At 35.4% G+C, this 24,815-nt stretch carries 20 protein-coding genes; all 20 read right to left on the bottom strand.

The features are described 5' to 3' along the window. Positions 1-18: 18 nt before the first annotated feature. A complete protein-coding gene (locus tag F8154_RS03980; RefSeq protein WP_243141156.1) occupies positions 19-7,710 on the bottom strand; it encodes a DUF6908 domain-containing protein in 7,692 nt (2,563 codons plus the stop codon). Beyond that, positions 7,673-8,701, bottom strand: coding sequence for a ParB N-terminal domain-containing protein (locus tag F8154_RS03990; RefSeq protein ID WP_151860306.1), 1,029 nt, complete (start codon positions 8,699-8,701; stop codon positions 7,673-7,675). The genes F8154_RS03980 and F8154_RS03990 overlap by 38 nt, the downstream gene beginning before the upstream one ends. After that, a complete protein-coding gene (locus F8154_RS03995; protein ID WP_151860307.1) occupies positions 8,694-9,491 on the bottom strand; it encodes a ParA family protein in 798 nt (265 codons plus the stop codon). The genes F8154_RS03990 and F8154_RS03995 overlap by 8 nt, the downstream gene beginning before the upstream one ends. Before the next feature lie 145 nt (positions 9,492-9,636). Then, a complete protein-coding gene (locus F8154_RS04000; protein ID WP_151860308.1) occupies positions 9,637-11,520 on the bottom strand; it encodes a recombinase family protein in 1,884 nt (627 codons plus the stop codon). A gap of 254 nt (positions 11,521-11,774) precedes the next feature. Beyond that, positions 11,775-12,101: a hypothetical protein gene (locus F8154_RS04005; protein ID WP_151860309.1), complete on the bottom strand. Its 327-nt coding sequence runs from the start codon at positions 12,099-12,101 to the stop codon at positions 11,775-11,777. Between the two features lie 31 nt (positions 12,102-12,132). Beyond that, positions 12,133-12,831, bottom strand: a complete 699-nt coding sequence (locus tag F8154_RS04010) for a metallophosphoesterase (RefSeq protein WP_151860310.1) — start codon at positions 12,829-12,831, stop codon at positions 12,133-12,135. 36 nt (positions 12,832-12,867) lie between these two features. Then, the gene (locus F8154_RS04015) at positions 12,868-13,212 is read right to left on the bottom strand and encodes a hypothetical protein (protein ID WP_192930151.1); all 345 of its coding nucleotides are present in this window, start codon (positions 13,210-13,212) and stop codon (positions 12,868-12,870) included. A 198-nt stretch (positions 13,213-13,410) separates the two neighbouring features. Further along, positions 13,411-14,190 (bottom strand): endonuclease/exonuclease/phosphatase family protein, encoded by a 780-nt coding sequence (locus tag F8154_RS04020; RefSeq protein WP_151860312.1) that lies wholly within the window; start codon positions 14,188-14,190, stop codon positions 13,411-13,413. 87 nt (positions 14,191-14,277) lie between these two features. Beyond that, positions 14,278-14,706: a hypothetical protein gene (locus tag F8154_RS04025; protein ID WP_151860313.1), complete on the bottom strand. Its 429-nt coding sequence runs from the start codon at positions 14,704-14,706 to the stop codon at positions 14,278-14,280. Positions 14,707-14,872: 166 nt separating this feature from the next. Next, on the bottom strand, positions 14,873-15,016 hold the full coding sequence (locus tag F8154_RS15020; protein ID WP_192930152.1) for a hypothetical protein: 144 nt from the start codon (positions 15,014-15,016) through the stop codon (positions 14,873-14,875). A 22-nt stretch (positions 15,017-15,038) separates the two neighbouring features. Further along, positions 15,039-17,294 carry an ATP-dependent DNA helicase gene (locus tag F8154_RS04030; protein ID WP_207706823.1) on the bottom strand — a complete coding sequence of 752 codons (2,256 nt, stop codon included), beginning with the start codon at positions 17,292-17,294 and terminating at the stop codon, positions 15,039-15,041. A gap of 508 nt (positions 17,295-17,802) precedes the next feature. Next, the gene (locus F8154_RS04035) at positions 17,803-18,240 is read right to left on the bottom strand and encodes a sigma-70 RNA polymerase sigma factor region 4 domain-containing protein (RefSeq protein ID WP_151860315.1); all 438 of its coding nucleotides are present in this window, start codon (positions 18,238-18,240) and stop codon (positions 17,803-17,805) included. Between the two features lie 396 nt (positions 18,241-18,636). Beyond that, positions 18,637-19,182 (bottom strand): hypothetical protein, encoded by a 546-nt coding sequence (locus F8154_RS04040; protein WP_151860316.1) that lies wholly within the window; start codon positions 19,180-19,182, stop codon positions 18,637-18,639. Between the two features lie 164 nt (positions 19,183-19,346). Then, a complete protein-coding gene (locus tag F8154_RS04045; RefSeq protein WP_151860317.1) occupies positions 19,347-19,838 on the bottom strand; it encodes a hypothetical protein in 492 nt (163 codons plus the stop codon). Positions 19,839-19,859: 21 nt separating this feature from the next. Continuing rightward, positions 19,860-20,351 (bottom strand): hypothetical protein, encoded by a 492-nt coding sequence (locus tag F8154_RS04050; RefSeq protein WP_151860318.1) that lies wholly within the window; start codon positions 20,349-20,351, stop codon positions 19,860-19,862. A 5-nt stretch (positions 20,352-20,356) separates the two neighbouring features. Beyond that, entirely contained in the window at positions 20,357-20,974 is a 618-nt protein-coding gene (locus tag F8154_RS04055; RefSeq protein ID WP_151860319.1) for a hypothetical protein, read from the bottom strand. Continuing rightward, entirely contained in the window at positions 20,950-21,999 is a 1,050-nt protein-coding gene (locus F8154_RS04060; RefSeq protein ID WP_151860320.1) for an ADP-ribosylglycohydrolase family protein, read from the bottom strand. Before F8154_RS04060 ends, F8154_RS04055 begins: the two co-directional genes overlap by 25 nt. A gap of 24 nt (positions 22,000-22,023) precedes the next feature. Beyond that, the gene (locus F8154_RS04065; protein WP_151860321.1) at positions 22,024-23,205 is read right to left on the bottom strand and encodes a PDDEXK-like family protein; all 1,182 of its coding nucleotides are present in this window, start codon (positions 23,203-23,205) and stop codon (positions 22,024-22,026) included. Further along, positions 23,202-24,257, bottom strand: coding sequence for a DUF7669 domain-containing protein (locus tag F8154_RS04070; RefSeq protein WP_192930153.1), 1,056 nt, complete (start codon positions 24,255-24,257; stop codon positions 23,202-23,204). Before F8154_RS04070 ends, F8154_RS04065 begins: the two co-directional genes overlap by 4 nt. Beyond that, positions 24,208-24,702 carry a hypothetical protein gene (locus tag F8154_RS04075; RefSeq protein ID WP_151860323.1) on the bottom strand — a complete coding sequence of 165 codons (495 nt, stop codon included), beginning with the start codon at positions 24,700-24,702 and terminating at the stop codon, positions 24,208-24,210. The genes F8154_RS04070 and F8154_RS04075 overlap by 50 nt, the downstream gene beginning before the upstream one ends. Positions 24,703-24,815 lie beyond the last annotated feature (113 nt).

A 24,815-nucleotide genomic window follows, 5' to 3' on the forward strand; every position in this document is an offset into this window, starting at 1 on the left:
CAATAATCTAACCATCACCTACAATGCTTCACCATCGCTATACTCCTCTACTATCGAAGCTACTTCATTTACATCTTCATCACCTATAATCGTATCAGCTTCCTTATTCATATCCAATAAATGGTTCAATTCATTTTGACGTTTCAGTATGCGTTCCAGTGTTGATTGATGAGCAAATGGCTTTTCCCATTCTTCTTTTGCCTGATTCATATTACGTGTCAATTCCTCAATGGTCATTTCATGCTTTTCAATTCTCTTTTCAAAGGCTTCAAGAGTATTTTCTAACTTAATCATGTTGCCATGAGGACTATCAGAAAATCCAATAAAGTAAGTCTTATTACCATGTAAAGTCATGCCCTGTTCCATATGAAAAGGACTCTTGGTAATGGATAACTCAAAGCCTTTTAGATTACCAACAGTACGCGTCTCACCATCTTTCATGCCATTAAGAAGTGCTAACATGTATGTACCTGCCTTTTCTCTTTCATGAAAGACTTTACCTTCAATGGTTACTTTGAACTCTGTGGATGTATCCATATCCCTTTTCTCAGTATCCTTTACAATACATTCAATGGCTTCTTCATGTCTTTTGATTTCTTGTGGATACCGATAGAAAAACCGATCTTCAAGAGAATACTTGTTACTATCATAAGCACCTTTTAAAAGAGTTAATCTAGAAACTTCATTATCCACTTCCATCTTTTCTTTAATCAGCGGATTACCTGTAGCAATAGCTTTTACCTCAGCATAGGACAATACTGTTTCATCAATATCCTCAGCACTTCTGGATACAGATTTAGAAGTCATGATCTGGGATATAAACCTCTGCTTATTCTCCACAAGCTGCCAGAGGTAAGAATCAAAAGTGGATTTGGTTACATACTTATAAATGTTAACTTCCTCATTTTCATTTCCCTGACGTAAAATACGACCTTCTCGTTGCTCCAAGTCTGCGGGACGCCAAGGGCAATCAAGGTGATGCAGAGCCACAAGTTTCGACTGTATATTTGTTCCTGTTCCCATTTTAGGCGTTGAACCGATAATGATTCGCTTATGACCACTACGCATATCAGCAAATAGACTTTCCCTTTGATGGTCACTCTTTGCATCATGGATAAAACAGATTTCCTCAGCAGGAATCCCTTTCTTAATCAGTTCTTCTTTAATATAGGGATATACTGAAAAACGCCCATCATTTGTAGGCGTTCCTGTATCAGAGAAGATAATCTGTGTTCCTTTTACTTCACTGCTTTCCATGTATTCTTGATAGACTGCTTCTATACAGCGATTAACTTTTGAATCAGGGTCATTTGGTGCGTCAGGATCAAGGGTTCTTGGATCAAGTCCTAGAAGCCTTGCTTCATTGGTCACCTTTAGCATATTGTCTATTCTTGGGTCTATACCACCCCTTATATGTTCTGCTCTTTCTGCAAAAGAAGCCATCATTTCATCAATGTAATCATTACTCTCAGCTACTATCACCTTGGACTTACCACCCTTTAATTTAGGTACTGGAAGATTCAACATGTCTGCTGTTTGTATGTCTGCCACATTCTTAAACATGGTCATAAGTTCAGGTAAATTAGTAAACTTAGCAAATCGATTCTTAATACGATAACCTGTTCCTTCAGGTGCAAGTTCTAGAGCTGATACTACTTCACCAAACTGTGCTGCCCAACTATCAAAGTGCTTTAATCCTCGGCTTTCCAGTTCCTTATTTTGAAGGTAGCGTTGCATAACGAATAACTCTGTCATGGAGTTGCTAATAGGTGTACCTGTAGCAAATACTACGCCTTTTTCGCCACCGTTAACCTCTTGAATGTATTGAGTCTTCATAAGCATATCACTAGCTTTCTTAGCTTTTGATTGCCCTACACCACCTACATTACGCATCTTAGAAAAAACTGCACAGTTCTTGTAATAATGAGCTTCATCCAAATAAATAGCGTCCACACCTAACTCCTCAAAGTTAATCACATTATCCTTTGGAGTATCATGTAAACGCTTAAGTTCAACTTCTAACTTTTTCTTTTCTGATTCCATCTGTTTTACTGACCAGTTCTGACCTTTTTCTGACTTGGACTGATCAATACCATGAATCAGGTCATTGATCTGTTTGTGTATCATATGCTCTTGTCGTTCAATGGATACAGGGATTCTCTCGAATTGACTATGACCGATAACAATGGCATCATAGCTACCTGTAGCAATTCTTGATACAAACCGTTGCCTGTTTTTCTTCTCAAAATCCTTCTTAGTGGTCACTAGTACATTGGCGTTAGGATAAAGCCTTAAAAACTCTGAACCAAAATCCTGTGTGATATGATTAGGGACAACGAAGATAGCTTTTTTAAGTATCCCCATACGTTTCTGTTCCATACAAGAGGCAATCATCTCAAAGGTCTTCCCCGCCCCCACCACATGTGCTAGTAAAGTATTGCCACCATAAATGGTTCTCGCAATAGCGTTGACTTGATGAGGTCTTAGCTTAATATCAGGATTCATTTCAGGGAAGGTTAAATGACTACCATCGTATTCCCTTAGTCTTATGTTATTAAAGTTTTGATTATAGAAATCTACATACTTCTTACGACGTTCAGGGTCTTTGAATATCCAATCTTTAAAAGCTTGTTTTACAAGGCTTTGCTTTTCTCTTGCAAGCATGGTCTCTTTTTTATTTAAGATATATTTTACTTTGTCCCCTTCTTCTACTCTATCTTTCACCGTTACATTTTTAAGGTTTAAAGTATCTTCAATTATATAATAAGCATTCATACGCCTTGTGCCAAAGGTTTCTTTGGCGGATACAGAATGTCCATCTAGCCCTTTACCATTGATGGTGTAAGAGGTGTTGTAATTATTATAGGATAAACAAATTTCATCCCTTGCACCTGTTCTGTTCTTATAGTAATTAGGGGTTTTAAGAAGTTCATAGATAAACTGTTCATAATCTTGATTGTCAATCCATGTAGTGCCAAGTCTTACGTCTATCTCACTGGCATCTAGGTCTTTAGGTTGCACCTTCTCTAATGCAGTCACATTGATTGCAAACAACTCAGGATTTATCTCTGCATAGACTTTAGCAAATTTCAGTTTTTCTCTGACATTACCTGATAAGTATTCATCGTATGTTTCATAGCCAATATAGGGATTGTTCTCATCGTACCTAACAGGATTTAAAAAGATTTCTCCATTAAGTTCATGAATAATGTCCTCTACATCCTCATCATAAAGTTCTACCATATAGATCAGGTCAATTTCCCCTTTTTCATTTAATGACACTGATAAAGCATCTCTTGCAGTATCAACAGATGTGACCTTTTGATTAGGCTTGATGGTTTGCTTGGTAAAGATATCTGCCTTTGTGATTTTCTTATCTTCATCCATGACCTCTAGCGAACATAGAAGGGGATAATCATTGTCTTCTCGAAAGGCTTGCATATTGGTCTTAGAAGATATTGCACCATTCTTTTTCACAAAAGCATCATACTTTGAATTAAGGATTTCTTGTTTCTCTTTAAGAGCATCAAGGGTACAGCCTTCTACTTGCATATTGATGATGTCCCTTGTAATCTCTCTTAACTCAATCATCCCTTTAATACGTTCTAACTTCTTACCTGTGATGTCTAGCTTTCTCATATGGCTGTTTTCACGGTAATAAAGGACATTATCCAAGTATGCATAGGTGTAATTCTTTACATTAGGATTAGCAGGTATTAAACCGTCTTCTTCTTCATCTTCACGGACTTCTCTTACATAAGGCTTTACCTCCCCCTCAATAGACCTAATAGCCCCATTTAATCCTTCTTCAAGGTTAAAGGTATCATCCTGAATCATACAGGTAGTATAACGACTGTCTTCACCATACATCCTTGTATCAAAAATCATCTCACCTAAACACATATGAGGGTTGTCTAGGAAGTATTGATTCATAGGTACGCCATTTTCATTCTCTCCTACCTTAAGCCAACTTGGATTCTTTACCGATAACCGCTCACGCTTTTGTAAGAATATAATATCCGTTGTTACATCTGTTCCAGCCACTTCTTTAAAGGCTGTATTAGGTAAACGAATAGCACCTAGTAGTTCTGCCCTTTCTGCAATGTACTTTCTTACACGATCATCTGCTTTATCTAATGTGCCTTTAGATGTAACAAGAGCAATGACCCCATTAGGTCTGACTTTATCAAGGGTTTTTGCAATGAAGTAATCGTGAATGAGAAAATTATGTTTGTTGTACTGCCTGTCATAAATCTTATAGTTTCCAAAGGGAATATTACCAACAGCTACGTCGAAGAAGTTATCCTTCATATTTGCTTTTTCATAACCATTAATGGTGATGTTGGCATTTTGATAAAGTTGCTTTGCTATTCGACCTGATAGATCATCTAGCTCTACCCCATAGAGTTTAGAATCTGTCATGTTCTCAGGTAAATGAGAGAAGAAATTGCCTACACCCATACTAGGCTCTAGGATACTGCCACCAGTAAAGCCCAACTGATCTAAGGCATGATACATGGCTTTGATAACTACGGGAGACGTGTAATGGGCATTTGGTGTAGATTCTCTGGCACTATTATATTCTTCTGGCGATAATAGTTTCTTTAACTCTTGGTACTCATTTGCCCATGAACTACTGTGGCTATCAAAAGCACTGGCAAGTCCACCCCATCCACTGTATTTAGCTAAAATACTTTGCTCCTCAGCAGTAGCCAGTCTATTTTCTTCTTCAATAACCTTCAATGTTTTAATGGCTTCAATATTCTGTTTATACTTAGTCTTTGCACCACCAATACCAATGCCATCTTCGGATTTGTAGCTATAATTGATTTTAGTCACTGTCTCTACTTTGCCCTCAAGATCATTTGATGATTCAATTGATGAAGGGGTCTCTTCATTTTGGGGTTCAATAACAACTTCCTTATCTGATTTTCTTTGAGTGCCTGTTTCTGCAATTTCTATATCTTCACTGATCTCACTGTTCATCAAAAATGTGTTGTTATAAACCATTGTTTCAATATGCTTATAAGCTGCATCCCAAAGGTAACCATAAGTGCTATATGTGCCGTTCTCAAGTTTAGCTACTAGAAGATTATTGGTTGTGGTTTTGAACATGTAGTTTTCATCTTCTAGCTCAAAAGTAATGGTCTTTTTCATGAGTATGTCTTTTACAGACTGAACCTTTTCATCATCTGAATCGGTACTACTCAAAATATATTCTTGGATTCGTTCCTTCTCATCATTTAAATCAGGTACATGTTGTATCACTTTTAAATGCTCATTAGGGTTACTTAGAAAACCAACATTTCCATGTGATTCTTTTTCTTCACTTACTTCATCCTCTGGTATATCATTAGTGGTAACTAAATCTGTTTCAGTAGCTTTATAACTCTTAGCAATCTTAACATCTTCACCCGTATTATAAGGCTCTTTTATTTCCCCTTCTGCTGCCATTACTTCAAAGAGTTCTTCCTGCCATAAACTTTCCTTACCATCACTATCAAAGGTAATGCTTTCATTGTTGTAATCTAGTAAATGTGCTTCTACTGGCATATATCCTTGAGATTCAATATTGCCTAACCATGTGCTTAGAAAATCATTAAGCTTTTCACTTAACTGAGGTGACCATTTGTTATCTTCCAAATAGACCTCTTGATAAATCCCTAAGCTGTCTTGCTGAAAGGTTGCCGCCATAATGATTTCTCTTTCATGATCTATTATGAGTTCCATATTAGGGTCATACATCTGGTCACCGTTCTGGATAAAATAATGTCTCATAGCGATTCGATTATAATCTAATCGCTCAATAGTTAAGTCCATATAACCCTTAGATTTTAACTTTAGATAACTATAGCGTCCATTGATGATACCTGTAGCAAGAGTGGTTAAATAGTCATAGTTCTTCTGAAAAATTGATTTTTCTTTATCTACATAATCAATACTTTTCGTGGCAATAGATTTAGACTCTGCTTCTCTCATTTCATCTATTTCATCAGGAATATCATAATCACCAAGTACTATAGATTCTTGTTCATCATTAAGTGGAGTTGGAATATCTCCTGTATCAGTTTTAACTTCTACATGACTTTCTTGTAAAATACGCTCTTGATTATATGCTTCGTCAAATAGAGTAGGTTGCCTTTCAGTTTTAGGAGTAGGCGGTTCTTCACCTTTATATCGTGGTTTAAAGTAGTCACCACTTTTAATAAGCCTCTCAATTCCTTTAACAGCTTTTGACCACGTTATTTTGATTTTTCGCCCATCATTGAGCCTAAGTCTTATACCTTTACTGTCATGATCTTGAAAACCTATAGTCTCAAATTTCTGAACAGATGGATCATTGATTATGCTATAAGAAAGCGTTCCACCACCTGTACCATATTCATTTTTAAGAAATTCAACCTTTTCTTTTGCTGTGGCTTTGCCTGCAAAGAAATCTACAATTCTCTGTTTACCATTTTGAAAACCACTTCCTCGATTAAGTTCATACCTAATCAGCTCATCATCTGAAATATCAGCCAAAACAAAAGAGCCATCATATGATGACTCCTTAGTTGGTGTTACCTCGCTTTGTAAATGATTTCGTGAAGGACTATTTCCTCTGCTGAGGTTCTTATCATCTCCCTGTGTTTGTAGCTCTCGTGAAAGTTCTGTGGGTTGGGAATGGGGTCGGTTTTCAACATTTGTTCCTGTAGCACTTCCATTCGCCCCTGTGCTTCTTCGTTGACTTTCTCCATGATTTCCATCAGCGTTCCCTCTCCTCTTAGCAGGCTGTACCTGTGAGGATATTCTTCCTTTAGATAATTCATGGCTCTCATGCCGTACTGCCCTATTTCCTGATTGCTCCCCTCTACTTCTAGTACTGGTTCGAGAAAGCCCTGTGGATTCATTTTGTAATCCAGTTCGACTGGTTTCATGACTTGCACTCCTTTCTTTTTGAATAGCTTTTATTTCTCTTTCAATATCCCTCAGAATTGATTCCGATATGTTACTGACCACACTCCCTAGCCTAAAGATAAAAGGCTTCGAACTAAAATAGCTAATCACCTTAAACTCAGGTTCTACTTCCATACCACATCGTATAGCTGTCATATAGTAAATACTTTCTGTAAGTGTTACTCTAAATTGTTCTTTAACCTTTACTGGGTCAAAATTTGATAGTTGACTAGTTTGGATGTCCCTTTCAAAGCCACGATAAATCATTTGCTCCCACTTATCTAGTTCCATTTCTGTGGCAAGTCTCAAATAATCAGCTACTGTATCAATAGGATACTCCTTTTTCAGCCGACTCAAAAGAAGTGGTGTTTTTTCTTTGTCCAGTTGCCAGAATACAGGATGGCTAAAACGATTCTCAACCCTCACTGTAGTATCTTTAATGTCGAAATAATTCTTTAAAGTTGGAAGGCTTTTGCTATTGTCAAAGACAGCTATGGATTTTGCACCTTTCTTAATCCAACGCCCTACTTTCTGATTCCATGTTTTCATATCGGCAACGAAAGTATCATCAGGTCTTTGAGCATAGATAAGAACTGCATCATCAAAAGTATGTTTGTACACTCTAGCATGGAAGGTTAAGAACTGCATCCATTCTTGACGGTCTTTCACAATCTCAGAAAGGGTATAGTCATAAATATCCTTTACCTTGTCATATCGCTTCAAGTCGTCCCTCCTTTCATAGCTCCATTTCTTCACCATTTGTATTAGCTTCAACTACTTCTGCCACCTTCAATGATTCATAATACATAGCCAATGCCTTATCAATGATGCTTATAACTTCTGATTCATCTTGGTCAGGCTTAAAATGTTTAACAAAGACCTTGCCCCAATACTTAGGTGGTTTAGATTTCTCATTCTTTTCTTTCTTTTCACCTTTAATAATGGCACTAGCTGAATCAAAGGTTAGTGGTGCTTTTTTATCTGCTCCACGTAAGTCCCTTGCCCTTTTCATATCAATCTTGAAGTTTTCTTCTGTAACAATAGCATGGACAATATCAAGGCTTTCTTCTCTTAAGTAAGAGAGGTCAACACCTGCTCTGATAGCAATTTTACCTTCGTCTACTAATTCCTTAAATTCTTCGGGAAGTTTGGCTATACGAAGATAACGAGCTACACTATCTTTACCTAATCCGAACTCTTCTCCAACTTTTGATAAAGTTTTTGACTTGTTCGCCATTGGAGAACAAGTTGTATCTCCTAAGCTAGGTGATTTAGATAACTTCTCAATCTCTTCCAATAAGTCAGTTCTAAACCCTTGTTTCTTCATCGCTTCATGTCTAACTGCAATGACTGTTGCCCTTTCCGAATGAACCAAATCAGTAAATGATCTTTGCATTGTATTGGTTTCTGTAACAATCAATGTAGCTTCTTCCTCAGTTAATCCTTCCTTCACAACAGCAGGTATCTCTTTTAACCCAAGTATCTTACACGCTTCTACTCTGTTATGCCCACTTAAGATTTCAAACTTAAGTCTTTTTTTCCTTACAACAATCGGCACTATCACACCAAACTGCCTGATACTCTCAACCATTTCATTAAGCCGTTCCCCTTCATACAATTTGAAGGGGTGGTTCTTAAATGGCACTAACTGCTCTATCTTAATCAAGTCTTGATTGAGGGTTTCCCTATTCTCTGCTTCGGGATTATAATCCTCTCCGAATATCGCCATAAATGGCTGAACTTTTTTTACTTCACCTTTACTCAAATGACATCACCTCTTTTTTCAGCAACTCTCTTGTGAATCTTTCATAAGCAATTGCCGCTTTATTCGTAGGCATATAGTCAATGATACTCTTACTTCTTGCGTTGGCTTCACCAACCTTTACTGACTTAGGTATCTTGGTTCTAAATACCTTGATATGCTCTCCATAAGAAGCTTCAATCATTTCTAGCATTTCTTGTGCAAGATTGGTTCGTTCATCAAACATGGTCAGTAGAATACCCTCAAAATCAATCTTTTTATTGATACGTTTCTTGATTTTAAATATGGTTTTTAGAAGTAACTCAAGACCCTTAGCTGATAGATATTCAGGTGTGGCAGGAATCAATACACTATCACAACTGGCTAATACATTCAGTGTCATTAAACCAAGAGAAGGCATGGCATCAAGTAGCACATAATCATAATCCTCTTTGATTTCATCAATAATGGCTTTAAGAATATACTCTCTACTCATAGCTGACACCAACTTGATTTCAATATCCGATAACAAGATACTGGCAGGTAGTACATCTACCCCTTCCCTATTAATAATGTACTCTTCCTTCTCAGGCAAATCCTCATCCATAATAATGCGTTCCATTAAATGATAAAGGGTCACATCCAACTTATCAGGACTTTCAATACCAAAACAATCTGTCAAATTCGCTTGGTTATCACAATCCACAACCAACACCTTGTAACCCATATATTTTAAAATCGTCGCTACGTTTCTACACGTTGTACTTTTTGCAGTGCCACCTTTTTGACTTGCTACAGCTATCACTTTACTCATCTTCATATCTCCCTTCGATTTTGATGTTTTTTCTGAAAAACAAAAGAGATAGGTATCTGATTATTAATCAAATCCTATCTCTTTTGCTCTCTCTCATAAAGTCCTCTGAATCAGAGGTACTGTACGTTGACATGTCTATATTGAGTTAAGTGCGCACTGCAATGATAATTTCAAGTTCTCCAACGGGTAATTTATTCCTAAAATCACGTCCATCTTTAATAAACTTAAAATCACTTGTAGCCCTTGAAAATACAGCTATTTCGCTGATTCCTTCCTTTGTATTCGTACAATAGTCTCCACATGCCTTGTTAGGGGCATAGGTACACGCTAGTCGCTTGTCGTCTGTTGCGTAAGTAGACAAATTGTTTTCTTCAATTATAGCAGATGAATTAGCAACTTTCTCGTAGAAATCTTCATTGAACTTCATCCCTGTTTTGAATACAAAAGTGACCACGTAAGGATTTGGATTCCCATCTTCATCTGTTGCTCCAATTACAATCTTCTCAATCAAGCTATCCATAATATCACGGTCGAACTCTTTAATCTCTAAATCTTCACCCAATATTTTTCTGAACTCGTTGATTCTTGTTGTTATTGATTCTTCTCCCTGGAGAGCTTCGTACTTTTCATTTCGTTCGTCCTTACACGCTTTAAGTTCTTCTTCGATATCAGTGTACTTCTTTCCATAATCTGCCTCAGTGATTTTTTCATCTAGTCGCAGGTCCAAGAGCGTTTGTGATTTCGTTTCTAACTTCTTGATTTTAGACGACAATTCATTTACTTCATTTCTAAGATAACTCACATCCAAAGCTTCTTCAATATTATTGAAGAATTCTTCTATATCAGTGTTATTCAAATCTTGAATCTTATTATAGGCACTTACAAAGGCATCTTCTAAAAAACTCTCATGAATGCCCTTAGAGTGACCACAGGTTTTTCTGCCTTGTTTAATTGCTTTGCCACATTGCCAAGCCGGCTTTTCATGATCTGTTCCATGATGCCAAATCCTCCTTATGTACGTACCACCACAAAAGCCACAGGTGCACATACTACTAAAGGCATGCTTTCGGCTGTACTTTCTCGAGTTATTATTCTTACCGTGCTTCTTACTTCGCATACTCAGTATTTCTTGAGCTCGTTCAAACATTTCATCTGAAATAATTGCATCGTGATTGTTTTCTACATAAAACTGCTCTTTTTCACCCATATTATCTAAACGTCTATGTGTAATTGGATCAACCGTAAATGTCTTCCCTTGAAGGAGGTCACCTTTATATTTTTCATTTTTTATAATGCCTCTAACAGTGCTTTCATGCCACTTTGTACTTCCACGTCTAGTTTTATAGCCCAGATTTGAAAGCTCTTTTGCTATGACAAAGCAGCCCGATCCTTCAATATACCTTCTAAATATATACCTTACAATATCAGCTTCTTCTTCATTTATTGATATTGTCTTAGATTCCGAATCATAATCATAGCCTAGGCAGCCATTGTAGCCAACCATTTCACCACGTTTCATTTTCATCTTAAGTCCCATGGTTACATTTGCTGAAATGGACTCACTTTCCTGCTGAGCCAAAGAGCTTAAAATAACCAATAGCATTTCACCATTCATGGTCAATGTGTTGATGTTTTCTTTTTCGAACAGGATTGCCACATTCTTTTCCTTTAGTAAGCGTACATATTTTAAAGTATCCAGAGTATTCCTAGCGAATCTAGATATAGATTTTGTAATGATCATATCAATTTTGCCTTCTAGGGCATCATTAATCATTCTTTGAAAATCTACACGTTTATTGATCTGTGTACCTGAAATTGCTTCATCGGCATAAATGTCTACGAGTTCCCATTCTGGTTTTGTTTCAACTAACTGTTTATAATGAAGCACTTGAGATTGATAACTCAGTTTCTGTTCATCTGAATCCGTACTAACTCTACAATATGCTGCAACCCTTAATTGATTTTCAATAAAGCTGTTTCGTTGTCTTCTTGACTGTTTGCTTGCTTCAATAACTTTAACTTTTCCCATTCAAAATCCTCCTTGTCTTGATCTGCTAATCTTTTGGTGTGAGTTTACCATTCTTGAAACATAAAAACCATGTTTCGCTTATTTTTTTGAGCAACAAAAATACCTTCTCATTTTTAATTCGAGAAGGCATAGGTATAGCAAAATGCTAATGTTTTGTTTATAATTATCATTTATACGGATTTTCTACTTTAACATATTGATTTTGATGATGCACATTAATAAACTAAGCTATGTATGGAAGTTTATTTTTCCATTCACTTCTCATTTAAAAATTGAACTAATTGGGATTTTAGATAGTCCCAACTACTTTCTTCCGTATCGGATTCAAAGCACCATTCAAGAGAAGGTTGAAATGGTTTGATATATTTCATCTTCATGTACATATGAAAAAAATAACTTACATGTTCATCTATTTCAATTAGTTCAATAATTTTCTGTGCTTCACTGCCTACTGGTTCATGTAAAACATCTAAATCCTCAAATATGGAACTGTAAAAAGCATACCTAGTCAATTTGACAATATCTTCATTAGTTTGATCAGGTATTCTATTTAATAATTCATAAAGCTCTTTCGCTGTCATAAGTTCCCCCTAGTTCACATGCTTATTCATTTCAAAAATATAATTCTTCATTTGTATTTAGGCATAAAACTCCCAATTGACCACCAAAACCCAAACCACAATCAACATTGATTGAATCACCGCATCTATAAATCTTATCAGGCTCAGCACCGTCTATAAAGCGTGTTGGTTGGTGACCAACTATAACTATCGTATCTGTAAAATGTTTAACCTCATACCAGTGCTGCCCAAATAAAAGTTCCTCTTCTGTAAAAAAATCCATATCCCACATATCTTCCAACTCTCCCATTTCTTCAAAATCTGGAAGGCCGGCATGAACAAGTAAGTATTTCTGATCGTTAACTGAGATTATTTCATACAACTTTAATGACTCTAAATAATCGATCACTCTATATTGTTCTTCCCTACTTAAACGGCAAAATTCAGTAAGGGTTTCTCTTTGTCCAATAGGACATATAGCAATATCAGTCATTATAATTTCATTCTGAGATATAGGATCACTATAAGCAAGTTCTTTTAGTGTTGGTAAAAGCATATGCTCGTGATTACCCTTAATAAGAATTACATTTTGTCTTTGCATAATATCCAGAAGAATCCTTACCCCATCTGGACCTCTATCAATAACATCTCCAATGATATAAAAAACATCATCATCCGAAAAATTACTTGAGTCTATAAAATCATAGTATTCACCTAAAAAGCCATGTATATCTGATGCAACGTAAATCATTTAACCTCCCAAATAAAGTAGTTGAAATTTTTTCAATTAATTCCACATATTTTTTATTAAATCTTTTATATTATTATAGCTCTCCTCCCCTTCACACAACTTTAGAAAGGAATTGAATAAATCTGCATAATAATCAACAGCCGCTTCAATTTCTTTGGCACATTCATCAGGCATTATTTCTAAAACATTGTAATCTAAACGTAAGCTGTATGCTAAATCATTATAATCATCAATGTAGAATCGTCCCCATGATTTAATATACCAGTTAAGAAAGTTTACTGTCTGTAATACTTGCCAATATGCTTTACTATCTTCAGTAAGGACTGTTGGAGATATAAAACACAGTATATCACACCACTTTTTTTCAAATCGTAAGCTCATCTGTAAATTGTGCGATTTACTATCCATCTTAAATGTCAGATGGATAGTGCTAATATTTAAATTTTTTCTCATATATAGGTATTTGAATTTGTTTTTCAAAATATCTTCAATGAAATTTTTAGCGCTCATCCAATTCATATAATCACCTATGTGAAATCTTTCTTGCATGTATATTTTTACTTGCACAAAGCTCAATTCTCAATATTTACACAAATTAAGTTTTGAAAAAATGACAGAGTGATCAGGAATTCCAATATACTTAGAACGCTCTCTCTGTGTTCCCAAGTGATCAAATGGATCGTCGTACTTGGCATCAATAACTTTTACATTTGACGATGTTGCAATGTGATCGATTTTCAAGAAACCATCTTTACTGTATCCTTCAATCGGTACGATTGGCAAATTCCGGCTTTTTAAATCTTCAGATACAATGTGATAGTTATAAAATCGACGTGCTTTGCGATAATACCTTTCTGAAACTTCAAAATATCCATGGTTAAAATCTCCTGCTAATACAATATTGCTTTTATCCTTAAGGTTATCAACATACTGCATAACTCGCATCCATTGTGCATATCTGTCCTTAAAATCTGCGTCAGTAGAACTACTGATTAGAATACGTATAATAAGTAAATTAATACGCATGTCTTCATTGGAGATCATAACATGTAAAAAATGTGGATTAGTCATTGAAAATATTTTTTCGACAGAATATACATCTTTCACCCAACAGGATACACCGCGTTTTTGTCTGTCATCGGTAGCTGCGATTCTTTTATATGATGCTGCACTAAGAATACCGTCGTACCCAGCTCTATCGCATTCCTCCATATCCTCTAAATTCACCAACACATCTGGTTCATAATTCAGTTGAACTGATGCTATGCTACCATCTAAACTGTAGTCCTTATTTTTTTGACCTTTTTCAATTCTTAAGTTAAGGCTTGTTTGCAATATGCTTAAATACTTCTGATTCATTTAAATTTACTCCTTCAAATTTTGGTTACCTTTGATTACTTGCTTTTGTCATAGCAAAGAATATCATTTGATCACTTATTTTATTCTCTATTCATTTTTAAATTTCTCGTAAAGCAACGCGTTATTTACTGATAAATTTTGCTTTCCGTCGTTAGTTTTACTTAGTCTCACATTACTAAAAGGTTCCTTACCTATTTTACTTCCAAAACTTCGACCTATAGAAGCTCTTACTGTACTTGGCTTTTTTCCATTTGTCATTTCAATATTTCTATAAGTCTCTGACGCATCATTTAAATCAAATTGAATCTTTGCCTCAGTTTTTGTTAGATATTCTTCTACTTCCTTTAAAACAATAGTTGTCAACTGAGTTAAGTTCGGAATATTTTTTTTGGAAAATCCATAGTGTTCATTTAGTAAATCTGTTACAAAAGCACTTACACTAACACCTTTTTTCTTTGCATCAGTTTCTAAAATTATCGCTAATTCTTCACTCGGGTAAAATTGAATTCTTTTCATACATATCCTCCTCTTAGTGATTAACTCATTCACTTTTTTTATAATTTTACCATCATATAGCGAGTGAGTCAATCGCTATGTGATAATTGTTACATCAAAAGGAGGCAAATTCTGTTACGTGTTTACTTATTTCGGAGTCCATTTAAGTATTCTTGTTACAAGAACATTACTCCATCGCATAGATTCCAATTTTATACTTCTTCTTGATAAATAGCCTGATCTTATCATACTCCATTGTCGTAATTACCTTTTTATTTTTCAAGTGATTCAGCATAGCAACTTGCTCACTAAATTTCAATCTATCATCCATTGGCTCTACCTCCACTATTTATCTAATCAAAGAATGCTTCATCTTTTTTCTCTATTAAAAAACCTCGAATATCATCAATACTCTCTGCTCTCCTGCATTTTGGTAATGCATCTAAAACATCTTGATGATACCGACCATTATCACTAGCTCTAACATCTAGTATAGAAATAACACCAGTATCAGTCTCACTCCGTATCAATCTGCCAACACCTTGTCGTAATTTGATTAGCATTTGGGGAATCAAGACCGATTTAAGATATTCATTCATATCTTGATACAACGACTTTTCATAATCACTTATTGGATCTGGTATTGGAAACGGTAGCTTCACAATAATTAAATGAGACAATACATCGCCTGGTATGTTTACACCTTCCCACATGCTTCCAGTTGCAAACAGGACAGCGTTTTGACTATTCTTAAATTCGTCGATGGCTGTATTTCTGCCACGGTTCATTGCTATCAATTGACGATTCACTTGCATTTCCTTAACCTGCTGAAATACTAATCGTAGTGGCTTATAAGAAGTGAATAGAACTAAGGCATGTCCATTGGAAGCATCAATTAAATTTGATATTTCCCTGCTAATAGCCTGAATGTATTCCTCATTATCTGTATTAGGAAAGGGCATTCTATTTGGTATATAAATTAAGCAATTCTCTTCATATTTGTATGGTGATGATTTGGTAAGTTCCTTAACCTTAAAGTCAACCACCGATTTCATGCCAAGTTGGTGTTTAATGTAACTGAAATCGTCATCGACAGCTAAAGTACCTGATGTTAGAATCATAGACTTTTTAGCAGTCCATAGATCCTGTCCCAGCTCATCACTGATGTTTTTGGGGATGGAGGATAGCATCCTTTGCCCTTTTGCCTTTGGGTTTTCCATCCAATAAATACTTTTGTCTAATAGAAAAACTTTCAAACCATCTAGAACAGTTTTTAGGTCAATAAGAAATTGTCTTTCAGTGTAGCTCATCTTCTTACTGATTTCATGAATGGTGAATACCATTTTCCTTAATAGTTTCATCATTCTTAAAGTGATTGCTGTTGGATATTTTTCTGTATCATCAGAAAATGCATTGCCAGGAATTTGCTCAGTTAAAGCATCAAAGAACATTTGATTAAGCGCCATCACTTCACTCGTCAAATTCTTTAATTCCTTTTGGCTCTTCTTCTTAGAATGAGTGGGCGAGATCTTCTTCATAAAGTGATTAATCTCATGTTCATTAATATTTGTTCCGTACATCTGGTTTGCAGCATCCATTAACTTATGTGCTTCATCAATTATAACCGCTTGATAATCCGGCAATAATGATCTTCGACCATCCTTTCTCTTTAATAGGTCTGCCAAATAATAGTTGTGATTGCATATTTGAAAATGATAGGTGCTTTTTCTCGCTTGTTTCATAAACTGCTGAAAAGCACATGTTTTAAACTTGCTGCACTTCATACACTGGCAACTTTTGACATTGATTTTTCGTTTGTCATACCCACTGATATCTTCAGCATCAGCTAGATCAATATTTCTGCTTTGAATTAATTTTTGTATCCCTTTATATTCACTAGAAGGTTTACGCTTGGAATCAAGTGATTGAAAATAATCGTTTAACCGATTTTCGCAAACATAGTTTTCCTTACCCTTCCTAAGCACACAGGTGATGGGTGATGAGATAATCCCATTTTCTATCAGCATTTTAGAAATCTCCGGTATGTACTCTTTTATAATTGAGCGTTGCAATTCAATACTTGATGTAGTAATCACGATTGGCATTTGCTTATAGAAACAACCCTTTCTTTCAAAAATACTATGCACGATAGCTGCTATTAAATAGGCATGTGTTTTGCCAAGACCAACTGCAATGTCACTTAAGGATATATTCCGTTCTTTCATGTTTTCGTATATATGCTTTGATAACTCTACCTGCTCTTCTCTGACAACAAAACCATACTTAGGAAAAATATCCCTTAAGATATGATCAATCATTTCAGTGCCATCTGAAGCTTGTTTCATATCATAAAAAGATAGTGTTTTAATTTTTTCTATCACGCTTTCATACTCATTTTTATTCATTACATGTCTTTTATAAAACAGATACTTTTGATCACCCGTAACATAGTTAACCACCCGATAGGTGTAATTTTTCCCGGTAAAGCTCTGGATTAAGATACAGTCTTTTATAATGAATACGCCTGTCGAGTTTTCTGCGATCCATTTTTCACCGATTACTTTATTTAGAATATCTTTCGTATATAAATTTGCTTGTATATTATCCATCATTTCTCCTTCAGTTAAGTTTGTTTCACTTAACAGCACAAACCTAGAACCATGTCATAACAACTTCGTTACACGTTTGTACTGTTAAGCGATTCTTTTAAAATATAGTTAATAAATACTTTAGGCGGTCAATGGTCATTGACCTCATAGAAGCAACCTATGCCATTGGCTTCCAGGCAAAGGCTGTATTCTCCTGATGATCTTTCAGGCTGCCATCCATAGGATGCTTAGGACTTGGCAGAAGTATCGTTCAAATTTCCCCTTGTGGATTATGGCGAATTATCTAGACCACCTGATAATTTAAAGCCGGATGTAATCGCTCTGGAATTTCCGTCATGGCGTATCCGCTTACGTCGCTTCCCTCTCGGTCACAAGGTAACGTACCTAAAATATTGAATATGAGTAAATGTGTTCTTACTGTTTGTCAAAGTTCATAGGGATATAAAAGACCCCTTCACTCTTAAGCCGAAAAGCGAGGGGGTCTGGTCTATTAATTTGAAAAACTTTTTTAAAAACTTATTTGATTTCTTATTCTTTCAAGTGCTCGATTCTTTCTAAAATGAAGCGCAGTCTTTGAAAGTCCTAAATCAGCGGCTAATTCACGTTCAGTTTTCCCATAAAAAAACAGCTCTTGTATTAGCGATTGATCTTCTTCATCCAAGTAAGATAATGCTTCAAGAACTGCTTCAATATAAATGTTTGTTATGGCAGTATCGCTTACATCAAGCTCAACGTCGCCAATGATTTCATCCGCTGTATATGCAGAACTACTGATATCACTGAAGGTTTTAACGCCTTTTTTGATATCCCTTTCTTCCAAATAGCGCTCCCTTCTGTCCATTTTGTAATACACTTCATAAATCTCTTTAGTTGTTTCATAATACTTTCCATCTACAGGAATATAGTATTTTTTTGGTTCTTTGCTTTTTACTTCTGATTCTTTCATGATCAGTACCTCCTATTTTGTAGTTAGTGAAATGTTCTTTACAAAATAAAAAGTTACGGACCACGAATCCAGCTTACATATCCTTGATTCATTGCAAGTTCCTCCTTGTTGAAGGCAATAAAAAAAGCCACACATAACTGTGCAGCTCACTAAATGCCTCCAACTCAAAGTGTTCGGAGTCACTATTTAATTTTTATCACCATAATTCTGGGCATAAAGAAAGCCCCTGAGGATGAAATCACTTCATCTTTAGGGGCTTCAGCTCAAAGTTTTCCCAGTATGGTTAGTATATCAGTCACAAAATACCGTGTCAGTACCAGACAAGTTCCTATTTAGTACTGATTGAGTTCCATTTATGTATCACTTAGGTGTCAAATTAGTCTCAAAACAGTATCATCATTGTACCTGTGATTTTTTGATATCAGGAATCACAAATCCCCACAAAATTACACCTAATAGTGTAACTGCTTTTTTCTTGTCTCGAAAGAATGTAGATCTTGATATATTCATGCTTTCAAGGATTTCGCTTTCGCTATATTTCACAAACACCAAGTAAGATTTACTTAATATCTCATAATATTTCTCGCCGTCATTGGGATAATTCTTCAAGAGGACCAATGCTCTATCGATTAGTTCTAAAATACTCTTGCTGTCCTCAATACTTTGTAGTCTGCTTTCTATTCTTGCTTTATCCACTCTTGGATCAACATCAATTAATGTATCAACAACATCGAAAAGTCTGCTGCCGCTGGACAGATAACACTCTGCCTCCATTTCCATAATTGAGTTGCTCATTCGCCACATGACTTTTGAGTACAGTTTCAAAAGGAGCTTTGTATTATGATACATTTTGTCACTATACAATGCTTCAAAATTATAAATCTTACCTAAATCTTCGATAGATTTCTGTTTTTCATCTTTTTCCTTCACTTTCTCCAACATTATCACCTTCACACTCTCATATTTAATTCATACACTTCCAACTTTCTAATTCGTAGATTTTAGGACCAGGGAAAGGGCTTATCTATATTTTATATCGAACATACGTTCGGTGTCAATGTAAAAAAGAGAACAGTCCAAATTATCGGACAGTTCTTGTTTTTTAATTAGCCATGGAAGCCCTCGCGATAATTAATATGTGACACTGTGAAAATATTGGCTCTACATTCGTAATGGTCTAAAATATGAAATTGATTTATGATATGAGATTCCTTAAATATTGTCAAAGCGATACTATAATCTATTTTAGTAGTTCGTACAAGCTCATATAATACTTTTAAATCATCTTTTTCAAAAGCATCATAAAGCTCGAGATCATACAAATTATCATGTTTACAGAATTCACTTGCTGCTTTTATCACAGCTTCGTCTTTAATCACATGAATACCAATTAATAACATAGCATCTTCTAACATATTATCCACAGTTGGAATCCATCGTACTTTTTTCTTGTCTATGTCATCACCAAATAAGTCAATAGTATCCAAAATCCATGCTGGTCTGCTATTCTCAGATAAATAAACTGAATGTGATGGGATTATCCCTCCATGATTTCTATGATCATGTCCAACTAAAATTTGTGCTGTAAATGTACCCATAATTTCCCCTCCATTAGTTTGCTAGATTAGCTTTGAATTCCAATATTCCACATACTCTTCAAAACCTTCAATCATAAACGGTATATGCTGTTCCATGCGAACAATATATGCTTTTATATTCTCAACGTCATTTTGTTTCGCCTTTACCAGTCTATGATGACCATCAATCAAATTATATCCCCTCGAATAGTAATCCTTTGAGATGGTAGGATAGCCATGATGCAGACGATCAGGAGCAATCTCAGCCAGTATTACTGGCCTATTCAAATCTGCTGCTTCAACATATTCAGGATTCATTTCTTCATTGCAGAAATACCTAAAGTACTCATTCACATCAATTTCTTCTACAATGAACTCTTCACCATACTTATCAATGTGTTCATTTAGCTTAGTGATATGAAACTTGAAAATTCCATTCGGAAAGTACTCATCTCCTGGCTCAAGTTCAATGTGTTTTCTAGTTATTTTGTTATCCAATTTTCGTTTACTTTTAATTACGTTTTTCTTTTTCATAACAATCACCTAAACTTTTTCCCAGAGATTTTTTTCATTAATCTACAGAATTCATCCCAACTCTCCGGATAATTATTACTACCGTGTCTGCTAATTTTCTTTCCTAGCATTTGAATTTCTACACTCCACTGAGTGCCATCAATAATATCTAAATCAATGTATTGTGATTTCCAGTTCAATATATCAATAGACTTAAGCTCTTCGACAAATCTTTCAGCAGTAGCATTTCGTACTATTTTCTTAAACTCTTCTTCATGACCGCAGCCAAAGTGCTTCCATTTCAGTTCTTTGCTATGCAAGTCTATTGTCACTTCATAGTATCCATCAAAATAACCGCCTACAGCCGCTTTGATATGTTTTATCTGGTTATACGCGTAGTTCACACTGTCATCTCTATGCCATTCATAATTACAGTCACTGCAATAATATTCGGGATTATTGTCCATAACAAGACAACCGCCAAGTTTAATTTTACCTTCTTCAGCTTTAACAAAGGTATCATGTGTTGGCATGCCATAAATAATCTTCAGTGTTTTCATTGAACCACAATTTGGACAAATCTTGTAGTTTACAGCCATTCGGCACCACCACCTTCTCATTAGTATCCAGGATATTTTCTCCACCACTCGTCGCCATCTTCATATACGCGATGAAGATCATTGGCAAGCTGTGTTATCTCTTCTATCAATTCTGTATTCTGAATCCATTCCTTTGGAATGCAATCAATGCCACTATATGCACCTAGTATATTTCCAGTTATTGCTCCTGTACTGTCACTGTCACCACTATGATTGACAGATGCTATTAATGCTTGTCTAAAATCATTTTGATACCTAATGGCACAGAAAACACCTATACCTAATGCTTCTTCACCGATCCATCCTTCACCAATCATTGAAATGGCTTCAACATCAGATAAGTCACTTTGAGAAAGACTTATAGCATCTTCTAACTTTGATATACATTCAATACTTTCATTTTCATTTCTTAATTTATCAATTGTATTGAAAGTAGCTGCAATTATACTTTGATCCTCGAGAATCTCAGCAATCATAAAAGCCAGCGAACCTGCTGCAAGTTGTCCAGTTGGATGTCCATGAGTAAGAGCTGCCGTCTCAATAGCTATTTCAAACGCTGTGTCCTTATCAAGAAATAATCCAAAAGGGGCAGACCGCATAACTGCTCCACAACCCTTACTATTGTTTGTTGGATTATCCTTTGTTCCTTTTTCATCCTTCAGCAAAGAAGATATGCATGAATTTCCTGGAGCTCTTGAAGCAAATAGTCTATCAATTTCTAACAACCAACCGTCATAAATAAAATCAATATCCTTCTTTTTTGGATACCCCTGAGTAAACAGCCATCTCTGAAACGCAAAGTAAATTACCGTTGGCGCATGACAAATCCCTTTATTAGTCAATCTTGACTCTGCTCTCAATAATCCTTCAGCTGTAAACATTGTCATTTGAGTATCATCGGTAATTTGAGCCTTTCCATCATCAGAAAGAACTAGATGCGTTAATCCATTTTCACCATAAGTTCTCTTAATCTCATTTAACTTCATGAATTCAATTGGCCAGCCTAAAGCATCGCCTAATGCTCCACCGACAAGGCAGCCTTGGAAATATTCAATTTCCCTTTTCTTCATTGAATCACCCCACTCCTAAATTGATTAGAAAGACCAGTCAAATTGACTTATTGATTCAATTACTTTCTGTTCAATTTCTTTCAGCTCGTTCTTCTTATAAAGATTTGTCATTGCATTTGTTATTTCCTCAGAATCAGTCCAATCTTTAATCTGGATTGTTTTTGTATATATCCTTGTGTACTTTCTTCCAAGTTCTTTTGCTCTCTCTTGAATTTTGATACCATTTTTCTCTAGTAATTGTAGAAATTCAATCCGCTTTGAGGGTTCATCAAATGGTCCAATTTCGAGTGTTAATTTCAATTTTCCATAATACTCACTAAACCAATAACATACCGGATATTCAGCATACCAACCTTCAGACATTTTCTTAGTTTTCTTAAATTCTTCTATTAGGAACCAATATACTTTATTCCTTGATAATACCTTCTCTACTTCAGGAAACTCCTTATTAAAATCTTCTATTGATTTTTCAATATCAATCTCATTCCCAATAGAATAAATCAAGTCGATAACATCTTTATTCTTCAAATATATATCTTTACAAATACCTTTTAATTCATCATCCATATAGTACTTCTCCTTGATAATTGAGACATAATGTTCAATAAACTCTATAACCTGACTTGACGTTCTGTCGGCATAATGCTTAAGGATAAATTCAATACTATGAATTACGTCTTCATAACTTGCAGAATAATATCTTTCCGATGAGGGCTCCGATCCATCTAAAGTCAATAAAATTGGAATAATCTTGTAACCGTTGTACTCACTTTGAACTATCTGCAAATATCTTTCTAGCTGATTAGAATGCTCACCCGAATATACTTTATTCTCAATTAAGATTACTATCTTACTTACATCTGAAACTATCAATATGTCAATGTTACTTTTTTCTCTATAGATAGCACAGTCATTAAGATTTTCATGCTGTAAATCATAAATGCTTCCAATGTCAGCTACTACATCGCCATTAATTGGTTTTAAAAGCACTTTGAGTAAGAATCTTTTTAATATTTTTTCATCAAAGTTATGGTTCTCAGACGGATTAAACAGCCAGGCCAATAGGTTTGAATGTCTCACTTCATGGTCCTGAACTCTTAGTACTTTCAAGGGATTAAAGCGATTCAGCTTTGCCTTAACTATTTCGAGGTTATCATTATTTATTATAAATTGAAGAATGTCCTCTCTTCCAATATCTAAACTCATTCGATTTTTTCTCCCTCTGCATTCCAATTACCATCACTCAGACGATTATACAACCTGAATTGTCCATTTCCGATTGTATAATACATGTCGAGTTGGCCACCTTTATAGTGTTTTCTTGAACTATGGTTGACACAATCCGCATAAATCTGACATCGAATCGTATTCTGATTGCAATCTGGATACTGCTTTATCACTTGTGAGATAACCTCTTTACCTGTAAAGATACCATCATTCTTTATTTTAAGAACTTCATCCACAGCATTTTTTACAACTTGTTTTACGGGTACATCCCCATTCCAGCCATATGAAGCAGATGTCATACGACTACCTGAATGCTTTGATTCAACAGGAGAAGCTTCCTCAATTTCAGTGCTGACAAAGAACTCTCCTGATTCTGATCTAAACACTTCGTATTTCATACAACTTATATCAAGATTCCCTTTTTTATTTAGAAATCGAACGACTTCTTTTACTGACTTTGAAATATCTTCAGCAACGATAAAAAGCCTTAGCTTCTGATTAAAGTTCCGTTCAACAGCGCCATCTAAATCTGGATAAAAAATATTTTGATGAATTTCAGACAGTTCCATGCCGATATACATTTCATCTTTATCATAGTATTTCATTGTTAGAACATTCAAGTCTTCATAGCTTAGGTTGTCAGCCCAAGCAGCATATTCCAATAATTGTGCTACAACATCTCTAGGTGTCCTGCCCTTTTTTAGCTCAACAAGAACCACATCTCCATTTGAGTCTATTCCCATTAAGTCAGGAAATTTAGTTGTTTCATATGTAGTTGTGGAAACTTGTCTTCCGATCCACATGATCGTTGATGTGTCATCCTCAAATAGTACGTGCGGGCTATTTTCTAGCCAATTTTCAAAGTCTTTCTCATAATCAATAGGCTCTTTATTTGCTTTTTCCATATAACCATCAGATAAATCTGTTTTATTGTAATTCAGTTTAAATAATCCCAAACTCCCACCTCCAATAATCTCAATTCTATCTTGATATCCACTTCTCAAAAAAGTCATAATCTTTAATTGAACCATCTTGATTCAGAAGATCCAAATAAATACCATCACCTTTTCCAACTGTCCATATAGCGTTAACCGTATTAGGTTTATCTGAAACTTCATTACTGTAAATGAATTCTGCAAAAATATCTTTTCCAGGTCCATATTCATTTGCAACATAAGCTACCAAATAAATATCAATGCAGCTTGCTCCAAACTGTGCTTTCTCACCGTTAAGCATATGGTTCTTTATTAGATCTGGCCAGTTTTTTTCATCAGTCTTAAGAATTGATGATTTTATAGCCTCAATATTGTATGCTTTGTAGCTTCTCTTCTCCCACTGTTTTAGTTGACTGAAGTCACCACTGACGGCTTGCAACTTCTCCAACATGTTCTTCAAGTTACAGACCGTTGGTATCACCTTATATTTAATGCTATGCCCCATAATTCGATCCGGCATATTTTCAAATTTTCTAGCCATGACTCATCCCCCTATTTAATCAATTTCTTCATTAACTTAAAAATATCAAATGATGTTCGATTATATACCTTGTTATAAGCATACTTCCTTGGATTTCTAACCCAACCACATCC

It is taken from the genome of Alkaliphilus pronyensis (genome assembly GCF_009017275.1).
Lineage (GTDB): Bacteria > Bacillota > Clostridia > Peptostreptococcales > Natronincolaceae > Alkaliphilus_C > Alkaliphilus_C pronyensis.